The sequence below is a fragment of the Amycolatopsis kentuckyensis genome (assembly GCF_041679295.1).
Classification (GTDB): Bacteria; Actinomycetota; Actinomycetes; order Mycobacteriales; family Pseudonocardiaceae; genus Amycolatopsis; species Amycolatopsis kentuckyensis_A.
Map to the genome: position 1 here is coordinate 1 of NZ_JBGDMD010000006.1, position 16177 is coordinate 16177.

Sequence of the window (16177 nt, forward strand, 5' to 3'; positions counted from 1 at the left end):
ATGGCCCTCCGCCTCCTCCTTCCTCATGCCAGCGCCTCGGCGACCTCGTCCACCGTCAACCAGCGCTCCGGTGCCAGGATCTTCGCCACCTGCGGGGCGAATGCCGGTGAGGCGACGATCACCTCCTTCGTCGGACCGTCCGCTACCAGCTCGCCCTCGGCCATGACCACCACGCGGCTCGCCACCGTTGCCACGAACTCGACGTCGTGCGTGGCCAGCACTACCGCGTGACCCTGCGAGGCCAGCTCTCGCAGGGTCGACGCGAAGCGCCTTTTCGCGTGGTAGTCCAGACCGCGCGTCGGCTCGTCCAAGAGCACGACCGGCGGGGCCGCCGCCAGCTGGACCGCCAGCACCAGCGCCAGTCGCTGTCCTTCGGACAGGTCGCCGGGGTGCGCTTCACCGGCGATCCCGGGGGCGAGCCGGTCCAGCAGGGCCCGGGCCGTGCCTGCCGGTACCTCGGACTCCGTGTCGGCCTGTGCGCACTCGGCGTCCACCGAATCGAGGTACAGCAAGTCGGCCGGGGTCTGCGGGACCAGCCCCACGCGCTGACGGGCCGCTCGTGGCTTGAGCGATGCCGGGTCCGCTCCGCCGACGTCGACCTTCCCCGCCGACCTCGGTCCGCTGCCCTGCACCGCCCAGAGAAGCGACGACTTGCCGGAGCCGTTGCGTCCCATCAGCGCGACTACTTCCCCCTGCCCGACGCGCAGGTCCACCCCACGCACCGCGAGGACATCCCCGTATCGGACCACCACCTCTCTCACGTCCAGTGCCGAACCGGTCACCGAGAGAGTACGACCCACCACCGACAATTTCTGAAGCCGCGATCGCAACGGCCCCGCGACGCGCCGAGCGTCCCGGACCGACAACGGCAGCGGTGACCAGCCCGCGAGCCGCCCCAGCTCGGCGATCGGCGGGGCGATCGACGACGTCGCCAGGATCTCCGCCGGCGGTCCCGAGCGCACCGAACCGTCGCCCGGCAGGTACAGCAGCCGGTCCGCGTACTGGGCCACCCGCTCCATCCGGTGCTCCGCGACGACCACCGTCGTCCCGAGGTCGTGCACCAGCCGCGTGATCGCCGCCAGCACGTCTTCGGCCGCCGTCGGGTCCAGGGCCGACGTCGGCTCGTCGAGGACGACCACCGACGGGTGCGCCGTCAGCACCGAGCCGATCGCCACGCGCTGCTGCTGGCCGCCCGACAAAGTCCGAAGTGGACGGTTGCGCAGGTCCGCGATCCCCAGCAGGTCAAGGGTTTCCTCGACGCGCTTGCGCATGACGTCCGGCGCCACCGCGAGCTGCTCCATCGCGTACGCCAGCTCCTCCTCGACGGTGTCCGTGACGAACCCGGCGAGCGGGTCCTGCCCGACGACGCCGACGACCGACGCCAGCTCACGCGGCGGATGAGCAGCGGTATCCAGCCCGCCGACCAGGACACGACCGGCCAGGAGACCGCCCGTGAAGTGCGGGACGAGCCCGTTGATCGCGCCGAGGAACGTCGACTTGCCGGCCCCGGTCGGCCCCGCGACCAAGCACAGTTCACCCTCCTCGACCTGCAGGGAGACGTCCGAAAGCACCGGGCGCGCCGCGTCCGGGTAGGTCACCGTGACCCGCGAGAACTCGATCACCGGACGACCTCCGGAGGCGGCGGCGCGACCCACGCCGGCAGCACCGCGACGAGCAGGGAAACCACGTGCACCAGGGAAACCTCCGGCCACCGCAACGGACTCAACGACGGGAACAGGTTCGCCGGGTCGACCCGCGCCGACACGAACAGCAGCACGCACGACCCGACGCCGGCGAGCACGACCAGCGTCTCCGGCCACCGCCACGGGTCCGGCCGGTACGCCGTCCGCCGCACGCGCCGGCCGCCGACGACGAACCCCACGACCGCCACCACCAGGCCCAGGACCAGCAGCGGCACGCCGGGCCACGACGACGTCCCGTCGAGCACGCCGTACACGCCGACGCACACGCCGACCAGCCCCGAGAGAACACAGGACGCGATCAGCACCCGCACCCCGGGACTCAGGTACGCCCGGCGCCCGTAGCCCCGGGAGTCCATCGCGGCCGCCAGCCGCAGCGCCCGGTCCATCGCGTCCTCCAGCACCGGCACCACGATGCCCTTGACTGCTCGCAGCCCGCGAGTCCGGCCCGCCCGCAGCCGCCGCGCCCGCCGCACGCGCTGGACGCTCTCGACGAGCTGCGGCGCGACCGTCAGGGCGACCGTGACCGCCGTCCCCACCTCGTACAACGCTCCTGGAACGGCCTTGAGCAGGCGTTTCGGGTTGGCCAGCGCGTTCGCCGCGCCGACGCAGACGACCATCGTCGCCAGCCGCAGGCCGTCGTAGAACCCGCCGAGCAGCGCCTCCGCCGACGTCGGCCCGAGCAGGGACAACCCGGCCGTCAGGGGGATCCGCGGCAGCGCCAGCAGCACGTGCCCGCCGTCTTCGCCGCCGACCAGGATCCGGAACAGCACGCGCGACGCGACGATCAGCGCGCCGACGTACGCGTACAGCCGGAACGCCAGCGCCCAGGGCGCGTCGCTGCGCCGGTTCGCGACGACGAACCCCGCGACGGCGATGATCAGGCCGAGCAGCAGCGGGTTCGTCGTCCGGCTGGCGGCGACGGCCAGCGCGAGCGCCCAGACCCACCAGGCGCCGGGGTGCAGCGCCCTACTGCGCACGCCGGCGACGGGCCACGACGATCCCGGCGCCGGCGACCACCACGATCACGACGGCCCCGATGACCAGGCCCCACGGGAACGAACCGCCCTGCTCGGCGGGAGCGGGCGCCGGAGCGGGGGTGGCGGCTTGCCGAACCGGGGCCACGCGAGGCGGCGACGGCAGGTCGTCCGCCGATTTCGGCCGGGCGAACGCCCAGCCTTCGAAGCCGTTAGCCGCCGGCTTCGACGTCTGCGCGCCTTCCTGGCTCGACTCCCACTTGCCGCCCGCCGAAGCGTGCCAGTAGCTCCAGTACGCCGTCGCCGACGGCATGCCCGCGCACGACTCGACGTCGGGCCCCGGCTTGCCGTCGATCCGGCAGGCCACGGCCAGGCCGTACTTCTGCGAGCCGGCGACGTCGATCCCGGCCTCCTGCAGGGCGGCGATGCCGTTCGCGGGCGTCCCGGGCGCGCAACGGATCAGCGGCTGCGGGCCCAGGTCGCCGAAGTCGACGACCACCGTCACGCCGGCACCTTCGGCGCACGCCCCATCGGCGGCCGAGGCGGGCGCGGCGCCCGCGAAGGATGTGCTGAACAGCAGGGCGCAAACGACGGCGAACCGGGCGGCGATCATGCAAGAACCATAGCCAGCCTCGGACGCGGTTCCGGCGCGACGAGGGACACACCTAGACTGCGGGCCGTGGGACAGCTCATCGCGGACGGACAGCTGCGCGTCGGCCTGATCGGCGCCGGCCCGTGGGCGACGACGATCCACGCGCCCGGCCTGGCGGATCACCCCGGCACGGCGCTGACCGCGGTCTGGGCCCGGCGGCCCGAGGCCGCGCAAACGCTTGCGGACACGCACTGCGCGGCGACCGCCGGCAGCGTCGAGGAGCTGTTCGAGCAGGTGGACGCGGTCGCGTTCGCCGTTCCGCCGTCGATCCAGGCCGAACTGGCCGTGCGCGCGGCCGAAGCCGGGAAGCACCTCATCCTGGAGAAGCCGATCGCCGCCGACCTCGGCGGTGCCCAGCGGCTGGCCGACGCCGTCGCGGCCGCGGACGTCGCCGCGCTCGTCGTGCTGACCCTGCGGTACTCGGCGCAGACCCAGGACTGGCTCGCCGGCCTCGCCCAGGCGGGCGGCTGGGCGGGCGGCGGCGCCCGCTGGTTGTCCGGCGCGCTGCTCGGCGGCCAGTACGCCGCTTCGGAGTGGCGCCAGGACGACGGCGGCGCGCTGTTCGACATCGGCCCGCACGCGCTCGACATGCTGGACGCCGCGCTCGGCCCGATCACCGAGGTCGTCGCCGCCCGGCGGAGCCCCGGCGACCTCTGGCACCTGATGCTCGCCCACGAGGCCGGCGTGATCAGCACCGCGACGCTTTCGCTGCGGCTTCCGGTGCAGCCGACGGTCGTCGAGGTCGCCGTCTGGGGCGAGCACGGATACCGGACGCTCGGGCGCAAACCGGGCTCGGCGCAGGAGTCCTACACCGCGCTGCTGGACGACTTCGCCGCGATGATCGCGAGCGGCACCACCACTCACCCGTGTGATGTCCGGCGCGGTCTGCACCTCCAGAAGCTGCTCGAACAGGCCCGCGCGCTCGCCGAGTAGTACACAGGCCCGGCGCACGGATTTACGTTGTGAAGTAAGGCTTCTCCTGGAACTCCCCGAATTCATCCACAGGGTTGTCCACAATCTCCACTGTGGACAGTGCGTGTCCTGACCGAACCACGGGAAGACAAACGCCGCCACCGGAAAGATCACCGAATAGTGCGGCTCGCTCGGACTGCCGAGTCGATCTTGCGGTGCAAAGGTGATCTTGAGTGGAGGGGTTCCGAGAGAGGACGCGCATGGAAGCGCTGCTTCGCGCCTTCTGGGGGATGATTCCGATTTCGGCGATCGCACTGCCGTACGCGCTGCTGGGGTGGCCACTGCTCGCGGCCCGGCGACGGCGGAGACTCCCGGCCCGCTTCGCGACCGCGACGGCCGGCGTCGACTGCGCCGCCACGCTCCTGGTCTTCCTCGTGTTCTGCCTGGTCATCATGCCCGTCGGCGGCTCGTCCGACAGCACTCTCGACCTCGTTCCCGGCTCCGACATCACCGCCGCGCTCGCCGACGACGGTTCACTCTGGCAGGTGATCGGCAACGTCCTGCTGCTGTGCCCGCTCGGCGCGTTGCTGCCGTTGCGGGTGCGCCGGCTGCGCACCCTGCTGCGGGTCGCGCTGGCCGCGTTGCTCGCGTCCGTGCTGGTGGAGGGTACGCAATATCTCATCCACTGCGGCCGGGTCACCTCGGCGGACGACGTCCTGCTGAACACCGCGGGCGCGACGCTCGGTGCCGCGCTCAGCCGGCGCGGGTGGCGCTCCCTCGACCCGCCGGCGCCGGTGGCCATCCCGGCGCAACGGCGGCGGATCTGCGAGTCGCCGACGCTTCGGATGCGCGTCCCGCGTTCGGTCTGGGACACGCGCTACGCGGCCATCGCGCACCCGGAACGCCAGTAATCCGGTTGCGGGCCGTGCCAAGATGGCCGCGAGGACTGACCCCTTCGAGTCAAGGAATGACCGCCTATGCCTGGCGCCGCCTCCGGCGTCGGCCCCCGCTAGGCCCGACGCCCGGCGATCCGCCCGCAGGCCCGCTCACCGGGCTGCGGTTCCTTGACATGCTTTCGAAAGGTTCACATGTCCGCCATTCAGGCCTATGTCCGCAAGACGGCGCCGCGCGGCCGGGACACCGAGCGGGTCGGCCCCTTCCTGGCCACCTACTCGCCGGACACGCCGCACCCGATGCTCAACTACGCGATCCCGGACGACGGCGCCCAGCCGACGCCGGCCGAGATCGCCGCCCTGACCGAGGCGTACCGGCGGCGGGACCTGCTCCCGCGGCTCGAGTACTTCACCGACGTCGCCCCCGGCCTGGAGAAACTGCTGGTCGACGCGGGGTACGGGCTCGAACGCCGGGTGCCGCTGATGACCTGCTCGCCGGCCGAGCGGGTCGACAAATCGGCGCCGGCGGGGATCCGGCTGCGCGCACCGGAGTCCGGCGAGGACTTCCGGCGCATGCGAGCCGCGCAGAACATCGCGTTCGGCGAAGCGCCGGAAATCAGTGACGAGGAGGTCGAGCACCTGAAGACCAGCGAGCGGCACCTCCTCGCGGAAGCCGGCGGCGTGGTCGTCGGCGGCGGGGTCGCGCTCGACATCGTCGACGGCACCACCGAGATCGCCGGGATCGCCGTGCTCGAGCCGTACCGCGGCCGCGGGATCGCCGCGGCGCTCACCGCGCGGCTCACCCGCGAAGCGCACGAAGCCGGTGCGCACACGGCGTTCCTCACCCCCGGTGACCTGGGGATCGGAAACGTCTACGCCCGCGTCGGCTACCGGCCGGCGGGCGAGTGCGTGCACCTGTCACTGGCCTAGTCGTCGAAGCGGCCGGAGCGGCCTCGTTTCACGTCGCTCCGGCGCTTCTTCGACGCCAGGCGGCGTTCCTTCGAACCGCGGGACGGTTTCGTGGGGCGCCGCTTGGCGGGCGGCGGCGCCGACGCGTCCATGAGCAGGTTCGCGAGCCGGCCGCGCGCCGCTTCGCGGTTCTGCAGCTGCGAGCGGTGTTCGCTGGCCGCGATCGTCAGGACGCCGTCGACCAGCCGCGAGCCGAGCCCGGCCAGGACCCGGTCACGCAGGTGCTCGGGGATCGACGGCGACGCGGCGACGTCGAAGGACAGCTCGACGCGCGAGTCCGTGGTGTTCACGCCCTGCCCGCCCGGGCCGGACGAGCGCGAAAAGCGCTCGCTCAACTCGGCTCCCGGGATCGTGAACCGGGAGCCGATCACCACGTCTTCGGCTGCCACGTCAACCAGTGTGACAGCCGGGTCGAGCGAAAATCAGAACCGCGGGTGGTCGCCCGAAAGCACCGCGCGCGGGCCGTCGACGTCGCCGGCGGGCTGGACGTCGCCCAGGATCCACGCCGGGACGTGCCGCGCGGTCAGCATGGCCAGCGCCCGGTCGACGTCTTCGGCGCCGACGATCGCGACCATGCCCACGCCCATGTTGAACGTCTTCTCCAGCTCGGCCCGCTCGACCTTGCCGCGCTGGCCGATCACGGCGAACACCGGGGCCGGCGTCCAGGTGCCGCGCTCGAGCCGGGCGACCAGGCCGCGCGGCATGACGCGGGCCAGGTTGGCCTCCAGGCCACCGCCGGTGATGTGCGCGAACGTCCGGACCTCGGTCTCGGCGGCGAGCGCCAGGCAGTCCTTCGCGTAGATGCGCGTCGGCTCCAGCATCTCCTCGCCGAGGGTGCGGCCGAACTCCTCGACGTGGCCGCCGAGCGGCATCCGCGCGATGTCCAGCAGCACGTGCCGGGCCAGGGAGTACCCGTTCGAGTGCAAACCGGACGAGCCGAGGGCCAACACGACGTCACCCGGACGGACCTTTTCCGGCGAAAGCAGTTGCGACGCCTCGACGACGCCGACACCGGTGGCCGACATGTCGTAGTCGTGCTCGCCCATCAGGCCCGGGTGCTCGGCGGTCTCGCCGCCCAGCAGCGCGCAGCCGGCCTGGACGCAGCCCTCGGCGATGCCGCCGACCAGCGCGGCGATCTTCTCCGGGTGCACCTTGCCGACGGCGATGTAGTCCTGCAGGAACAGCGGCTCGGCGCCGGTCACGACCAGGTCGTCGACGACCATGGCGACCAGGTCGATGCCGACCGTGTCGTGCTTGTCCAGCGCCTGCGCGACCGCGATCTTGGTGCCGACGCCGTCGGTCGACGACGCGAGCACCGGCTCCTTCCACTTGTCGAGCTTCAGGGAGAAGAGCCCGGCGAAGCCGCCGACGCCGCCCAGGACCTCGGGGCGGGTGGCCCGCGCGGCGTGCGGCTTGAGCAGCTCGACGGCTTGGTCGCCGGCGTCGATGCTGACCCCGGCGGCGGCGTACGTGGCGCTCGTGGACTCGCTCACGGTGGAAGGACTCCCTCTGGAAGGAACTGCTAGGGACGCCGGACGGCGTCCTCGGCACCGTACCCGGCGGGGCTGACCGGGGTCGCCGCGCCATTGACCGAGTCGAGGCTTTCGAGCAGGTGCTTCCCGATCAGCGCGTCCTCCGGCAGCGGGATCGGGTACTCGCCGGAGAAGCACGCCGTGCACAGCCGCGACTTCGGCTGTTCCGCCGCCGCGACCAGGCCGTCCAGGGAAATGTAACCCAGGGAGTCGGCTCCGATCGAGCGCCGGATGCCGTCGAGGTCGACGCCGTTCGCGACCAGCTCGGCCCGCGAGGCGAAGTCGATGCCGTAGAAGCACGGCCAGCGCACGGGCGGCGACGCGATCCGGACGTGCACCTCGAGCGCGCCGGCCTCGCGCAGCATCCGGACGAGCGCGCGCTGGGTGTTGCCGCGGACGATCGAGTCGTCCACCACGACCAGGCGCTTGCCGCGGATGACGTCCCGCAGCGGGTTCAGCTTGAGCCGGATGCCGAGCTGGCGGATGGTCTGCGACGGCTGGATGAACGTGCGCCCGACGTAGGCGTTCTTCACCAGGCCGGTGCCGTAGGGGATGCCCGAGCCCTGCGCGTAGCCGATCGCGGCGGGGGTGCCCGACTCCGGCACCGGCATCACGAGGTCGGCTTCGACCGGCTGCTCGCTGGCCAGCCGGCGGCCGATCTCGACGCGGGTGGCGTGCACGCCGCGGCCGGCGATCGTGGTGTCGGGGCGCGCGAGGTAGACGTACTCGAAGACGCAGCCCTTGGGGTCCGGGTTCGCGAACCGGGACGAGCGCAGGCCCGCGGCGTCGATCGCGATGAGCTCGCCGGGCTCGACCTCGCGGACGAAGGACGCACCGACGATGTCGAGGCCCGCCGTCTCGCTGGAGACGACCCAGCCGCGCTCGAGCCGGCCGAGCACCAACGGGTGTACGCCGTGCGGGTCACGCGCCGCGTAGAGCGTGTTCTCGTCGGAGAACACCAGGCAGAAGGCACCCTTGAGGGTGGGGAGCAGGTCCATCGCGGCGGCTTCGATGCCCTTGTCGGCGGCGTTCGCCGCGAGCAGCCCGCAGATCAGGTCGGAGTCGCTGGACGAGCCGGTCAGCCCCGCGTGCGGCTTGAGCCCGGCCTCGATGGTGCGTTCGCGCAGCTCGGCGGTGTTGACGAGGTTGCCGTTGTGCGCGAAGGAAAGGCCGCTGCCGGTTTCGGTGGTGCGGAAGATCGGCTGGGCGTTCTCCCAGATGGTCGCGCCGGTGGTCGAGTACCGGCAGTGCCCGACGGCGATGTGGCCCTGCAGCGACTGCAGGATCTGCTCGTCGAACACCTGGCTGACCAGGCCGAGGTCCTTGAAGACCACGATCTGCGAGCCGTCGGAGACGGAGATGCCGGCGGCCTCCTGCCCGCGGTGCTGCAGGGCGTAGAGGCCGTAGTAGGTCAGCTTCGCGACTTCTTCCCCGGGAGCCCAGACGCCGAAGACGCCACACTCCTCACGGGGTTCCGGTTCGGGCTGGTCGGACACGAGCTGCGGGTCGGAAACCACCGAAGGTGCTCCCAGGAAGACGTGGTCAGGCCGATTTCAGTATAGACGGTGCGGACATGAGTCAGGCCCCGCCCGACGTGGTACTGACCACTTCGGACAGGGCCTGAAGCCTTCATCCCTAGCAAGCATCCGGGAGCGAGAGGATCTCCGTGAGCACTTCGGCGCCTTCGCCGCGGCGGCGCCACAACCAGCGCTCCGGCTCGAGGATGTTCTCCTCGGTACCGGGCATCCGGGTCGCCACGACGTCGTCTTCGGCGTTGAGCCGGACCACGTCCACCACGTCGTCGTGCACCCGCACGCCGACGACGGCGAGGACCTCACCGTGCTCGTCGGCGGGGTGGACGAACTGGTAGCCGCGGGCCACCAGCTCCTGCAGTCCGGTTTCGATGTCGAAGACGGGGGCGACGGCCTCAGCCGAGGACATCGTCGAATTCACCGTCCTTGGCCCCGGCCAGGAAGGCCGCCATTTCCGCGCGCGTGTAGACGAGCGCCGGACCGGTCGGGAAGCGCGAGTTGCGCATCGCGATCTCACCGCTGGACAGCGGCGCCACCTCGACGCAGTTGCCGACGGCCCCGCTGTAGCTCGCCTTGCGCCACTCGGCACCGGACAGCCGGTCGGCCGGGATGCCGTTCTCGAATCGCTCAGCCATGGTCCCACCTCTCGATGTGGAAAAGCTTCCAGGGCGTTGCATCTGCATGTGCATTTGCCCGCGTATCGGAGGCTAGCACGTGTGCCTGCAGCGGTAAATGCACGTGCAGAATTTCTTGCAAAGTTCTCGGACGGTAAAGAATCACCAGGTCACGGTTAACCTATCGGGTGATAGATAGCGACTCGAATGGCTTAGCTGCTACTGGGGGTTACCGCTCAGTGGGGACACGTCCGCACCGGCGGGGTGGTTCACCGGGACCGGTTCCGGGCGGGTCCGAGGCGCCGGCTCAGATCTCCGCGCGCCGCTTGGCGAGCAGGGCGCGGCTCCGCTCCGGCGTCTCCGCGTCGACGGCCAGCATGTCCAGCGCCCGGCTGTACTTCTCGATCTCTTCGCGCTTTTCGATGTAGTGCGCACCGGTCAGGTACTCGACGTACGCGATGTTCGGCAGTTCCGGTTCGCCGAACCGCAGCAGCGAAAACGCGTGCTCGGCCGACAACCCGCTTCGCGAATACGGCAGGACCTGCACCGACACGTGCGGCAGCGCGCTCATCTCCAGCAGGTATTCGATCTGCTGCTTGAGCACCTTCATCCCGCCGATCGGGCGGTGCAGCACCGACTCGTCGAGCACCATCCACACGCGGGGCGCGTCCGGCCTGCTGAACATCTTCTGGCGCCGCATCCGCAGCGCGACCAGCTGGTCGACGCGCTCGTCGGCCATCTCCGGGCGGCCGTGGCTGAAGATCGCCCGCGCGTACGGCTCGATCTGGAGCAGGCCCGACACGTACAGCGGCTCCCAGATCTGGATTCGAGCCGCGGCTTCTTCGAGGCCGACGAGGTCGGTGAACCAGTTCGGCATCGTGTCGCCGAAGCGGCGCCACCAGCCGGGCTCGTTCGACTGCTTGACCATGTCGAGGAACGTCTGGCGCTCGGTCGCGTCCTCGACGCCGTACATCGTGAGCAGGTCGGTGACGTCGCGTTCCTTGAACCCGACGCGGCCCAGTTCGAGGCGGCTGATCTTGGATTCGGACCCGCGGATGTTGTAACCGGCCTGCTGACGGGTGATGCCGGCCTCTTCGCGGAGTCGGCGGAGCTGCGAGCCCAGGATCATGCGGCGCGCCGTGGGGCCGATGTTCTGTTCACCTGCGGACGCGTTCACCGCGTTCATTCCCGGACCTTCCGCGCTCACGTCACCAGGGGGTTCTAGCCCGACTACCGAAAGTACACGTTGGGCCGTCCTGCGCAAAGAGGTGACCCGGTTTACCGCATGCGTGTGGAGTCCTACTCTACGTAGAGTACGAGACTTTCGACACAGAACTTGCGAGGTTCAAGATGCCCGACGCCGCGACCCGGACCGAACGAGTTCCCGTGGGGGTCGACCCGACCCGAGCGAGCATCGCGCGCGTGTACGACGCCTTCCTGCTCGGGAAGGACAACTACGAAATCGACCGGGAGGTCCTGCACAAGGTGCAGCAGGCCGCACCGGAGGCGCAGGACCTCGCGTTCGAGAACCGCGGCTTCCTCATCCGCGTGTGCCGCTTCCTCGCGAGCCAGACCGGCATCACCCAGTACCTCGACCTCGGCTCCGGCCTGCCGACGGCGGAGAACACCCACCAGGTCGTCCAGCGGACCCACCCCGAGGCCACGGTCGTCTACGTCGACAACGACCCCGTGGTCCTCGCCCACGGCCGGGCGCTGCTGGAGGAGAACGAGCACACGCACTTCGTCGCCGAGGACATCTTCGAGCCGCAGCGGATCATCGAGAACGAGGTCATCCGCGAGCACATCGACTTCACCCAGCCGCTCGTGCTGCTGCAGATGGGCACGCTGCACCACTTCAAGGGCGACCACGACCGGCCGAAGGAGATCATGAAGGAGTACGTCGACGCGCTGGCGCCCGGCTCCTTCGTCGGGATCAGCCACTTCTTCGACCCCGAGAACGAGGACTCCGCGACCGCGCGCCGCATGGAGGACTTCTTCGTGCACAGCCCGATGGGCTCCGGCACGTTCCGGACGCAGAAGGAGATCGAGGAGCTCTTCCCCGGTCTCGAGCTGGTCGACCCGGGCGTGACGCTGTGCGCCGACTGGTGGCCGGACGGCCCGCGCCTGAAGGAGCTCAACGTCGCGCAGCGGACGATCGCCGGCGGCGTCGGCCGCAAGCCGTAGCGAGGCCCGTCAAAGCCGGACGATCGGCAGCCAGTGGGACAGGTCGGCCCGGGTGCCCGACGCGGACACCCGGCCGTCCGCCACGGCCGTGGTCCAGTCCAGCCGGCCGGTGGCCAGTTCGAGCCACGTGCGCGGGTCGGTCTCGATCACGTTCGGCGGGGTGCCGCGGGTGTGCCGCGGACCCTCCACGCACTGCACCGCCGCGAACGGCGGCACGCGGACTTCGACCGTGCGGCCCGGCGCGTCGGCCGCGAGCGCGCGCAGGCTGAGGCGGACCGCCGCGGCCAGTTCCGGCCGCGCGGGATCGGGTGCGTCGCCCTGCAGCCACGGCGAAATCGCCAGCACCGCCGCACGTAACTGTCCGGGGTCGACCGAACGCGAAGAGGCCATGGGCAAACAGTAGAGTGGCGCACCAAGACTTTTCAGGGACACCCGAGAACGTGGGGATGAGATGGCGCAGCGGGACGAGGCAGATCGGATGGTTTCGCAGCAGCCCACCGGAAGCGGGGCCGATCGCCCCGGCAAGCACAGCAAGCCCAACCGCGCCGCGCGCCGCGGCGGGCAGCAGGCCCGGCGCTCCGGCAAGCACGGCACGCCCGAGATCACCGCGGAGATGCGCGCGAACGCCCGCGCCAACCCCAACAGCTGGCTCTACGTCATCGACGAGGCCTTCGACCCGAACGGCCCGGTGCCGTCGTGGGCGGTCGTCGGCGCCTACCCGGTGAACGGCGCCGGCGACGTCGTCGCGGACTTCCACCCGAACGACCGCTACCGGCCCTCGCCCAAGGCGCTCGGCTTCCCGGAGCCGTCGAACGACCTCGAGCAGCTGCTGCAGCTCGTCCGCACCGAGCACCGGCCGGCGTCGGACCTGCCGAAGGTCGTCCTCGACGCGACGCTGTTCGTCTACGCGATGTCGCCGGTGCAGCGCACGGTGATCGGCTTCCACAACACCGATGGCCGGGTGATGGTGCCCGCGTACACGCGCAAGGCGCTGGTGCCGCGCGAGTGGCCGCACGCGCGCGCGGTGCTCGGCCGCGACATCGTCAGCCTGCTCGGCGGTCACCCCGTCGCGGTGAACCCGCACGACCTGATCACCGCCGTCGTGCCGGCCGAGCACCTGCTGAAGGCGCTGGCCGACGAACAGCGCTGACCTGCGGGTTTAACCCCATCGAGTGACCACCCGAGTCGCCGATCGCGCGACTCGGGTGCATCGTGAGACTGGATAAGTCTCACGAGACCGGTGGGGAGCATGAGGGTGAAACGTTCGTTGCTGCCCTTCGCCGTCGCCGTCCTGCTCGTAGCCGGCCAGACGCCGGCGAAGGCCGACGACATCTACGAAGGCGCCGAAGACCACTTCGCCGGTTCGCAGATCGCCAAGGTCGAAGGCGTCGACGCGGCGCCCGGCGTGCTCTACGGCGGTGACGACGAGCAGCTCGGCCACGACGTCAGCGGGCACCAGGGCCCGGTCGACTGGCCCGGCGCGGCGCGGACGGGCGCGAAGTTCGTCTACGTCAAGGCGACCGAGGGCACCGGGTTCGTCAACCCGCAGTTCGCCCAGCAGTACAACGGTTCCTACAACGCGGGCCTGATCCGCGGCGCCTACCACTTCGCCCGGCCGGACATCTCCGACGGCGCATCGCAGGCCCGCTACTTCCTCGCCCACGGCGGCGGCTGGTCGGCCGACGGGAAAACGCTGCCCGGCGCGCTCGACGCGGAGTACAACCCGTACGGCGAAACCTGCTACGGCAAGGACGCGGCCGGGATGACCCGCTGGATCAGCGACTTCTCCGAGACCTACCGCGCGGCCACCAGGCGCTACCCGACGATCTACACGTCGACGAGCTGGTGGAAGCGCTGCACCGCGAACAACGCCGGCTTCGGCGCCAACCCGCTGTGGATCGCCCGCTACAACACCTTCATCGGGGAGCTGCCCGCTTCCTGGAGCATCCACACGATCTGGCAGTTCGCCGACAGCGGCAGCCTGCCCGGCGACCAGAACTGGTTCAACGGCTCGGCGGAGCGGCTGCGCGCCCTCGCGCTCGGCTGACCGCCCGGCTCACGAATTATAGGTGTTAACCGGTCACCGGTTGACGACCGTCTTCCCGGGAAAATCACCCACGCGTATACCCAATTTCACGGAACTGAGTGACAAACGCCACTTCGTCACCAACAATCGTGCACGGGCGGCTACCTGCAGTAAGCCGCCCTCAGCGAGGGTATCTGTGAAGGGATTCAACGATGTCCACTTCCCGAAGAAGGCGGCTGTTCGCCGCCCTGGTCGTCCCGGCCACGCTGCTCCTGCTCGGCAGCACGGCCCAGGCGACGACCTTCTCCCCCGAGGTCGACCCCGTGGCCGCGATCAACGCGGACATCGCGCAGCACAACCACGAACTGGGGTCGCAGATCCGGCGCGTCGAAGGCGACAAGTCGACCCCGGACACGCAGAAGGCGGCGCAGCAGCCGCAACCCGGACAGGCCATCCCCGGCCAGGTGCTGGCCACGGTGGCCGGCATGGACGTCGCCAGCTACCAGGGCAACGTCGACTGGGCGAGCTGGTGGAACCAGGGCAAGCGGTTCGTCTGGACCAAAGCCACGGAGAGCACCAGCTACACCAACCCGTACTTCGCGCAGCAGTACAACGGCTCCTACAACCAGGGCTTCATCCGGGGCGCCTACCACTTCGCCACGCCGAACACCTCGAGCGGCGCGGCGCAGGCCCGGTACTTCGTCGCCCACGGCGGCGGCTGGTCGAAGGACGGCAAGACACTGCCCGGGGCACTGGACATGGAGTACAACCCGTACGGCGCGACCTGCTACGGGTTGAGCAAGGCGGGGATGACGTCGTGGATCCTCGACTTCCACGACACCTACCACGCCCTGACCGGCCGCTACCCGGTGATCTACACGTCGACGAGCTGGTGGAGCAGCTGCGTGAGCGGTGACTTCTCCAGCACGGCCCCGCTGTGGGTCGCGCGCTACGCGTCATCGGTCGGCACGCTGCCCTACAACTGGGGCTTCTACACCGTTTGGCAGTACACCTCCAGCCCGCTCGACCAGGACACCTTCAACGGTGCCTACGACCGGCTCCAGGCCCTCGCCAACGGCTGACCCGCACCCCGGCTCCCGGATCGTGACGACTTCGCGTCATCACGGTCCGGGAGCCGGTTTCATGCCGTACCGTCCGAGCTTGCAGAATGCTGCTCACCACGTCCTGGGGGAACCGCACGGGCCTTGCGGACGTCGGAAGCGCACGAACACCCAGCGCCCGGAAGGCATGAAAGATGACTTACCCGCCTCAGCCGGGCCAGCCCGGCCAGCCCGACCCGTACGGCCAGCAGCCCCAGTCCGGTGGCTTCCAGCAGCCGTACCCGCAGCAGGGTGGGTGGGACCCCAACCAGCAGCAACAGCCGTACCCGACGCAGCAGTACCCGCAGGGCTTCGACCCGAGCCAGCAGCAGCCGGGCTACCCGTCGGGCGGGTTCCCGCAGAGCCCGCAGCCGCAGTGGGGTGACCCGAACGCGCAGCAGCAGGGCTGGGCCGACCCCAACGCGCAGCAGCAGTCGGCGTGGGCGGACCCGAACGCGCAGCAGTACGGCCAGCAGGCCTGGGACCCGAACCAGGGCGGCCAGATGTCGGGCTGGGACCAGTCCGGCGGCTACGGCCAGGGCTTCGGCGGGCCGCCGGCGCCGCCGAAGCAGAGCAAGACCGGGATGTGGATCGCGATCGGCGCCACCGTGGTGGTTGTGCTGGCCGTCCTCGGTGTCACCGGCTTCGTCGCGCCCGGGTTCTTCCTGTCGAAGGACGACAACAACGTCGCAGCCCCGCCGGCGTCGAGCACGTCGGCCCAGCCGACGGCGCCGAAGTCCACCACGAAGAAGACCCCGACGACGACCAGCAAGGCGCCGTCGTCCGGTGGCGGCGCGGACGCCAAGGTCGTGCTGCAGGGCTTCATCGACAAGCTGAACGCGGGCGACAACGCCGGCGCGCTCGCGCTGGGCTGCTCGGACTCGAAGGACCTGCTCGACTCGTGGCTCAAGACGTTCCTCAAGCCGCCGCTGCAGCTCACGCTCGGCGACGTGCCGGACGACGAGTTCCTCGTCGAGGGCCAGGTCACCGGGACGTCCGCGGGCAAGAACGTCAAGGGCACGCTGAGCGCGACGAACTTCGACGACAAGGGTTTCTGCGTCAGCACGATGCTGGTTTCCTGACACG

General features: G+C 70.6%; 18 protein-coding genes. 8 read left to right on the forward strand and 10 right to left on the reverse strand.

The genetic code is table 11. The features are described from left to right. Positions 1–23: 23 nt before the first annotated feature. The 3 genes from ACERZO_RS25150 to ACERZO_RS25160 are packed head-to-tail and all read right to left on the reverse strand — an operon-like array spanning position 24 to position 3290. Positions 24–1622 (reverse strand): ABC transporter ATP-binding protein, encoded by a 1599-nt coding sequence (locus ACERZO_RS25150; protein ID WP_372667227.1) that lies wholly within the window; start codon positions 1620–1622, stop codon positions 24–26. Further along, complete coding sequence (locus tag ACERZO_RS25155) at positions 1619–2680, reverse strand: CbiQ family ECF transporter T component (protein ID WP_372667228.1); 1062 nt, start codon at positions 2678–2680, stop codon at positions 1619–1621. Before ACERZO_RS25155 ends, ACERZO_RS25150 begins: the two co-directional genes overlap by 4 nt. Next, positions 2670–3290 carry a hypothetical protein gene (locus tag ACERZO_RS25160; RefSeq protein ID WP_372667229.1) on the reverse strand — a complete coding sequence of 207 codons (621 nt, stop codon included), beginning with the start codon at positions 3288–3290 and terminating at the stop codon, positions 2670–2672. The genes ACERZO_RS25155 and ACERZO_RS25160 overlap by 11 nt, the downstream gene beginning before the upstream one ends. 66 nt (positions 3291–3356) lie before the next feature. Between ACERZO_RS25160 and ACERZO_RS25165 the strand changes: the two genes are divergently transcribed. From ACERZO_RS25165 to ACERZO_RS25175, 3 genes are all read left to right on the forward strand, one after another. After that, on the forward strand, positions 3357–4262 hold the full coding sequence (locus ACERZO_RS25165) for a Gfo/Idh/MocA family protein (RefSeq protein ID WP_372667230.1): 906 nt from the start codon (positions 3357–3359) through the stop codon (positions 4260–4262). 239 nt (positions 4263–4501) lie between these two features. Then, positions 4502–5152, forward strand: coding sequence for a VanZ family protein (locus tag ACERZO_RS25170; protein WP_372667231.1), 651 nt, complete (start codon positions 4502–4504; stop codon positions 5150–5152). A 177-nt stretch (positions 5153–5329) separates the two neighbouring features. Then, positions 5330–6064: a GNAT family N-acetyltransferase gene (locus ACERZO_RS25175; protein WP_372667232.1), complete on the forward strand. Its 735-nt coding sequence runs from the start codon at positions 5330–5332 to the stop codon at positions 6062–6064. Here ACERZO_RS25175 and arfB read toward each other — a convergent pair. The 6 genes from arfB to ACERZO_RS25205 form a co-directional block, all read right to left on the reverse strand. Next, entirely contained in the window at positions 6061–6477 is a 417-nt protein-coding gene (gene arfB, locus ACERZO_RS25180) for an alternative ribosome rescue aminoacyl-tRNA hydrolase ArfB (RefSeq protein ID WP_372667879.1), read from the reverse strand. The genes ACERZO_RS25175 and arfB overlap by 4 nt on opposite strands. 48 nt (positions 6478–6525) lie before the next feature. After that, positions 6526–7596: a phosphoribosylformylglycinamidine cyclo-ligase gene (purM, locus tag ACERZO_RS25185; RefSeq protein ID WP_372667233.1), complete on the reverse strand. Its 1071-nt coding sequence runs from the start codon at positions 7594–7596 to the stop codon at positions 6526–6528. A 29-nt stretch (positions 7597–7625) separates the two neighbouring features. After that, on the reverse strand, positions 7626–9152 hold the full coding sequence (purF, locus tag ACERZO_RS25190) for an amidophosphoribosyltransferase (protein ID WP_372667234.1): 1527 nt from the start codon (positions 9150–9152) through the stop codon (positions 7626–7628). Between the two features lie 118 nt (positions 9153–9270). Then, complete coding sequence (locus ACERZO_RS25195; RefSeq protein ID WP_372667235.1) at positions 9271–9576, reverse strand: hypothetical protein; 306 nt, start codon at positions 9574–9576, stop codon at positions 9271–9273. Next, entirely contained in the window at positions 9563–9802 is a 240-nt protein-coding gene (locus tag ACERZO_RS25200) for a DUF397 domain-containing protein (protein WP_072475608.1), read from the reverse strand. Before ACERZO_RS25200 ends, ACERZO_RS25195 begins: the two co-directional genes overlap by 14 nt. Positions 9803–10088: 286 nt before the next feature. After that, complete coding sequence (locus ACERZO_RS25205) at positions 10089–10967, reverse strand: helix-turn-helix domain-containing protein (protein WP_372667236.1); 879 nt, start codon at positions 10965–10967, stop codon at positions 10089–10091. 200 nt (positions 10968–11167) lie between these two features. Here ACERZO_RS25205 and ACERZO_RS25210 point away from each other — a divergent pair, with 200 nt between their 5' ends. Continuing rightward, positions 11168–11965, forward strand: a complete 798-nt coding sequence (locus ACERZO_RS25210) for an SAM-dependent methyltransferase (protein ID WP_372667237.1) — start codon at positions 11168–11170, stop codon at positions 11963–11965. A gap of 9 nt (positions 11966–11974) precedes the next feature. Here the strand turns inward: ACERZO_RS25210 and ACERZO_RS25215 are convergent, their stop codons facing one another. Further along, the gene (locus ACERZO_RS25215) at positions 11975–12355 is read right to left on the reverse strand and encodes a sterol carrier family protein (protein WP_167379652.1); all 381 of its coding nucleotides are present in this window, start codon (positions 12353–12355) and stop codon (positions 11975–11977) included. Between the two features lie 61 nt (positions 12356–12416). Between ACERZO_RS25215 and ACERZO_RS25220 the strand changes: the two genes are divergently transcribed. From ACERZO_RS25220 to ACERZO_RS25235, 4 genes are all read left to right on the forward strand, one after another. Beyond that, positions 12417–13115 (forward strand): type VII secretion system-associated protein, encoded by a 699-nt coding sequence (locus tag ACERZO_RS25220; protein ID WP_372667238.1) that lies wholly within the window; start codon positions 12417–12419, stop codon positions 13113–13115. Positions 13116–13214: 99 nt separating this feature from the next. Next, complete coding sequence (locus ACERZO_RS25225) at positions 13215–14012, forward strand: lysozyme (RefSeq protein WP_372667239.1); 798 nt, start codon at positions 13215–13217, stop codon at positions 14010–14012. Positions 14013–14203: 191 nt separating this feature from the next. Then, a complete protein-coding gene (locus tag ACERZO_RS25230; RefSeq protein ID WP_372667240.1) occupies positions 14204–15073 on the forward strand; it encodes a lysozyme in 870 nt (289 codons plus the stop codon). A gap of 173 nt (positions 15074–15246) precedes the next feature. Continuing rightward, entirely contained in the window at positions 15247–16173 is a 927-nt protein-coding gene (locus ACERZO_RS25235; RefSeq protein WP_372667241.1) for a hypothetical protein, read from the forward strand. The last annotated feature ends 4 nt before the right edge of the window (positions 16174–16177 follow it).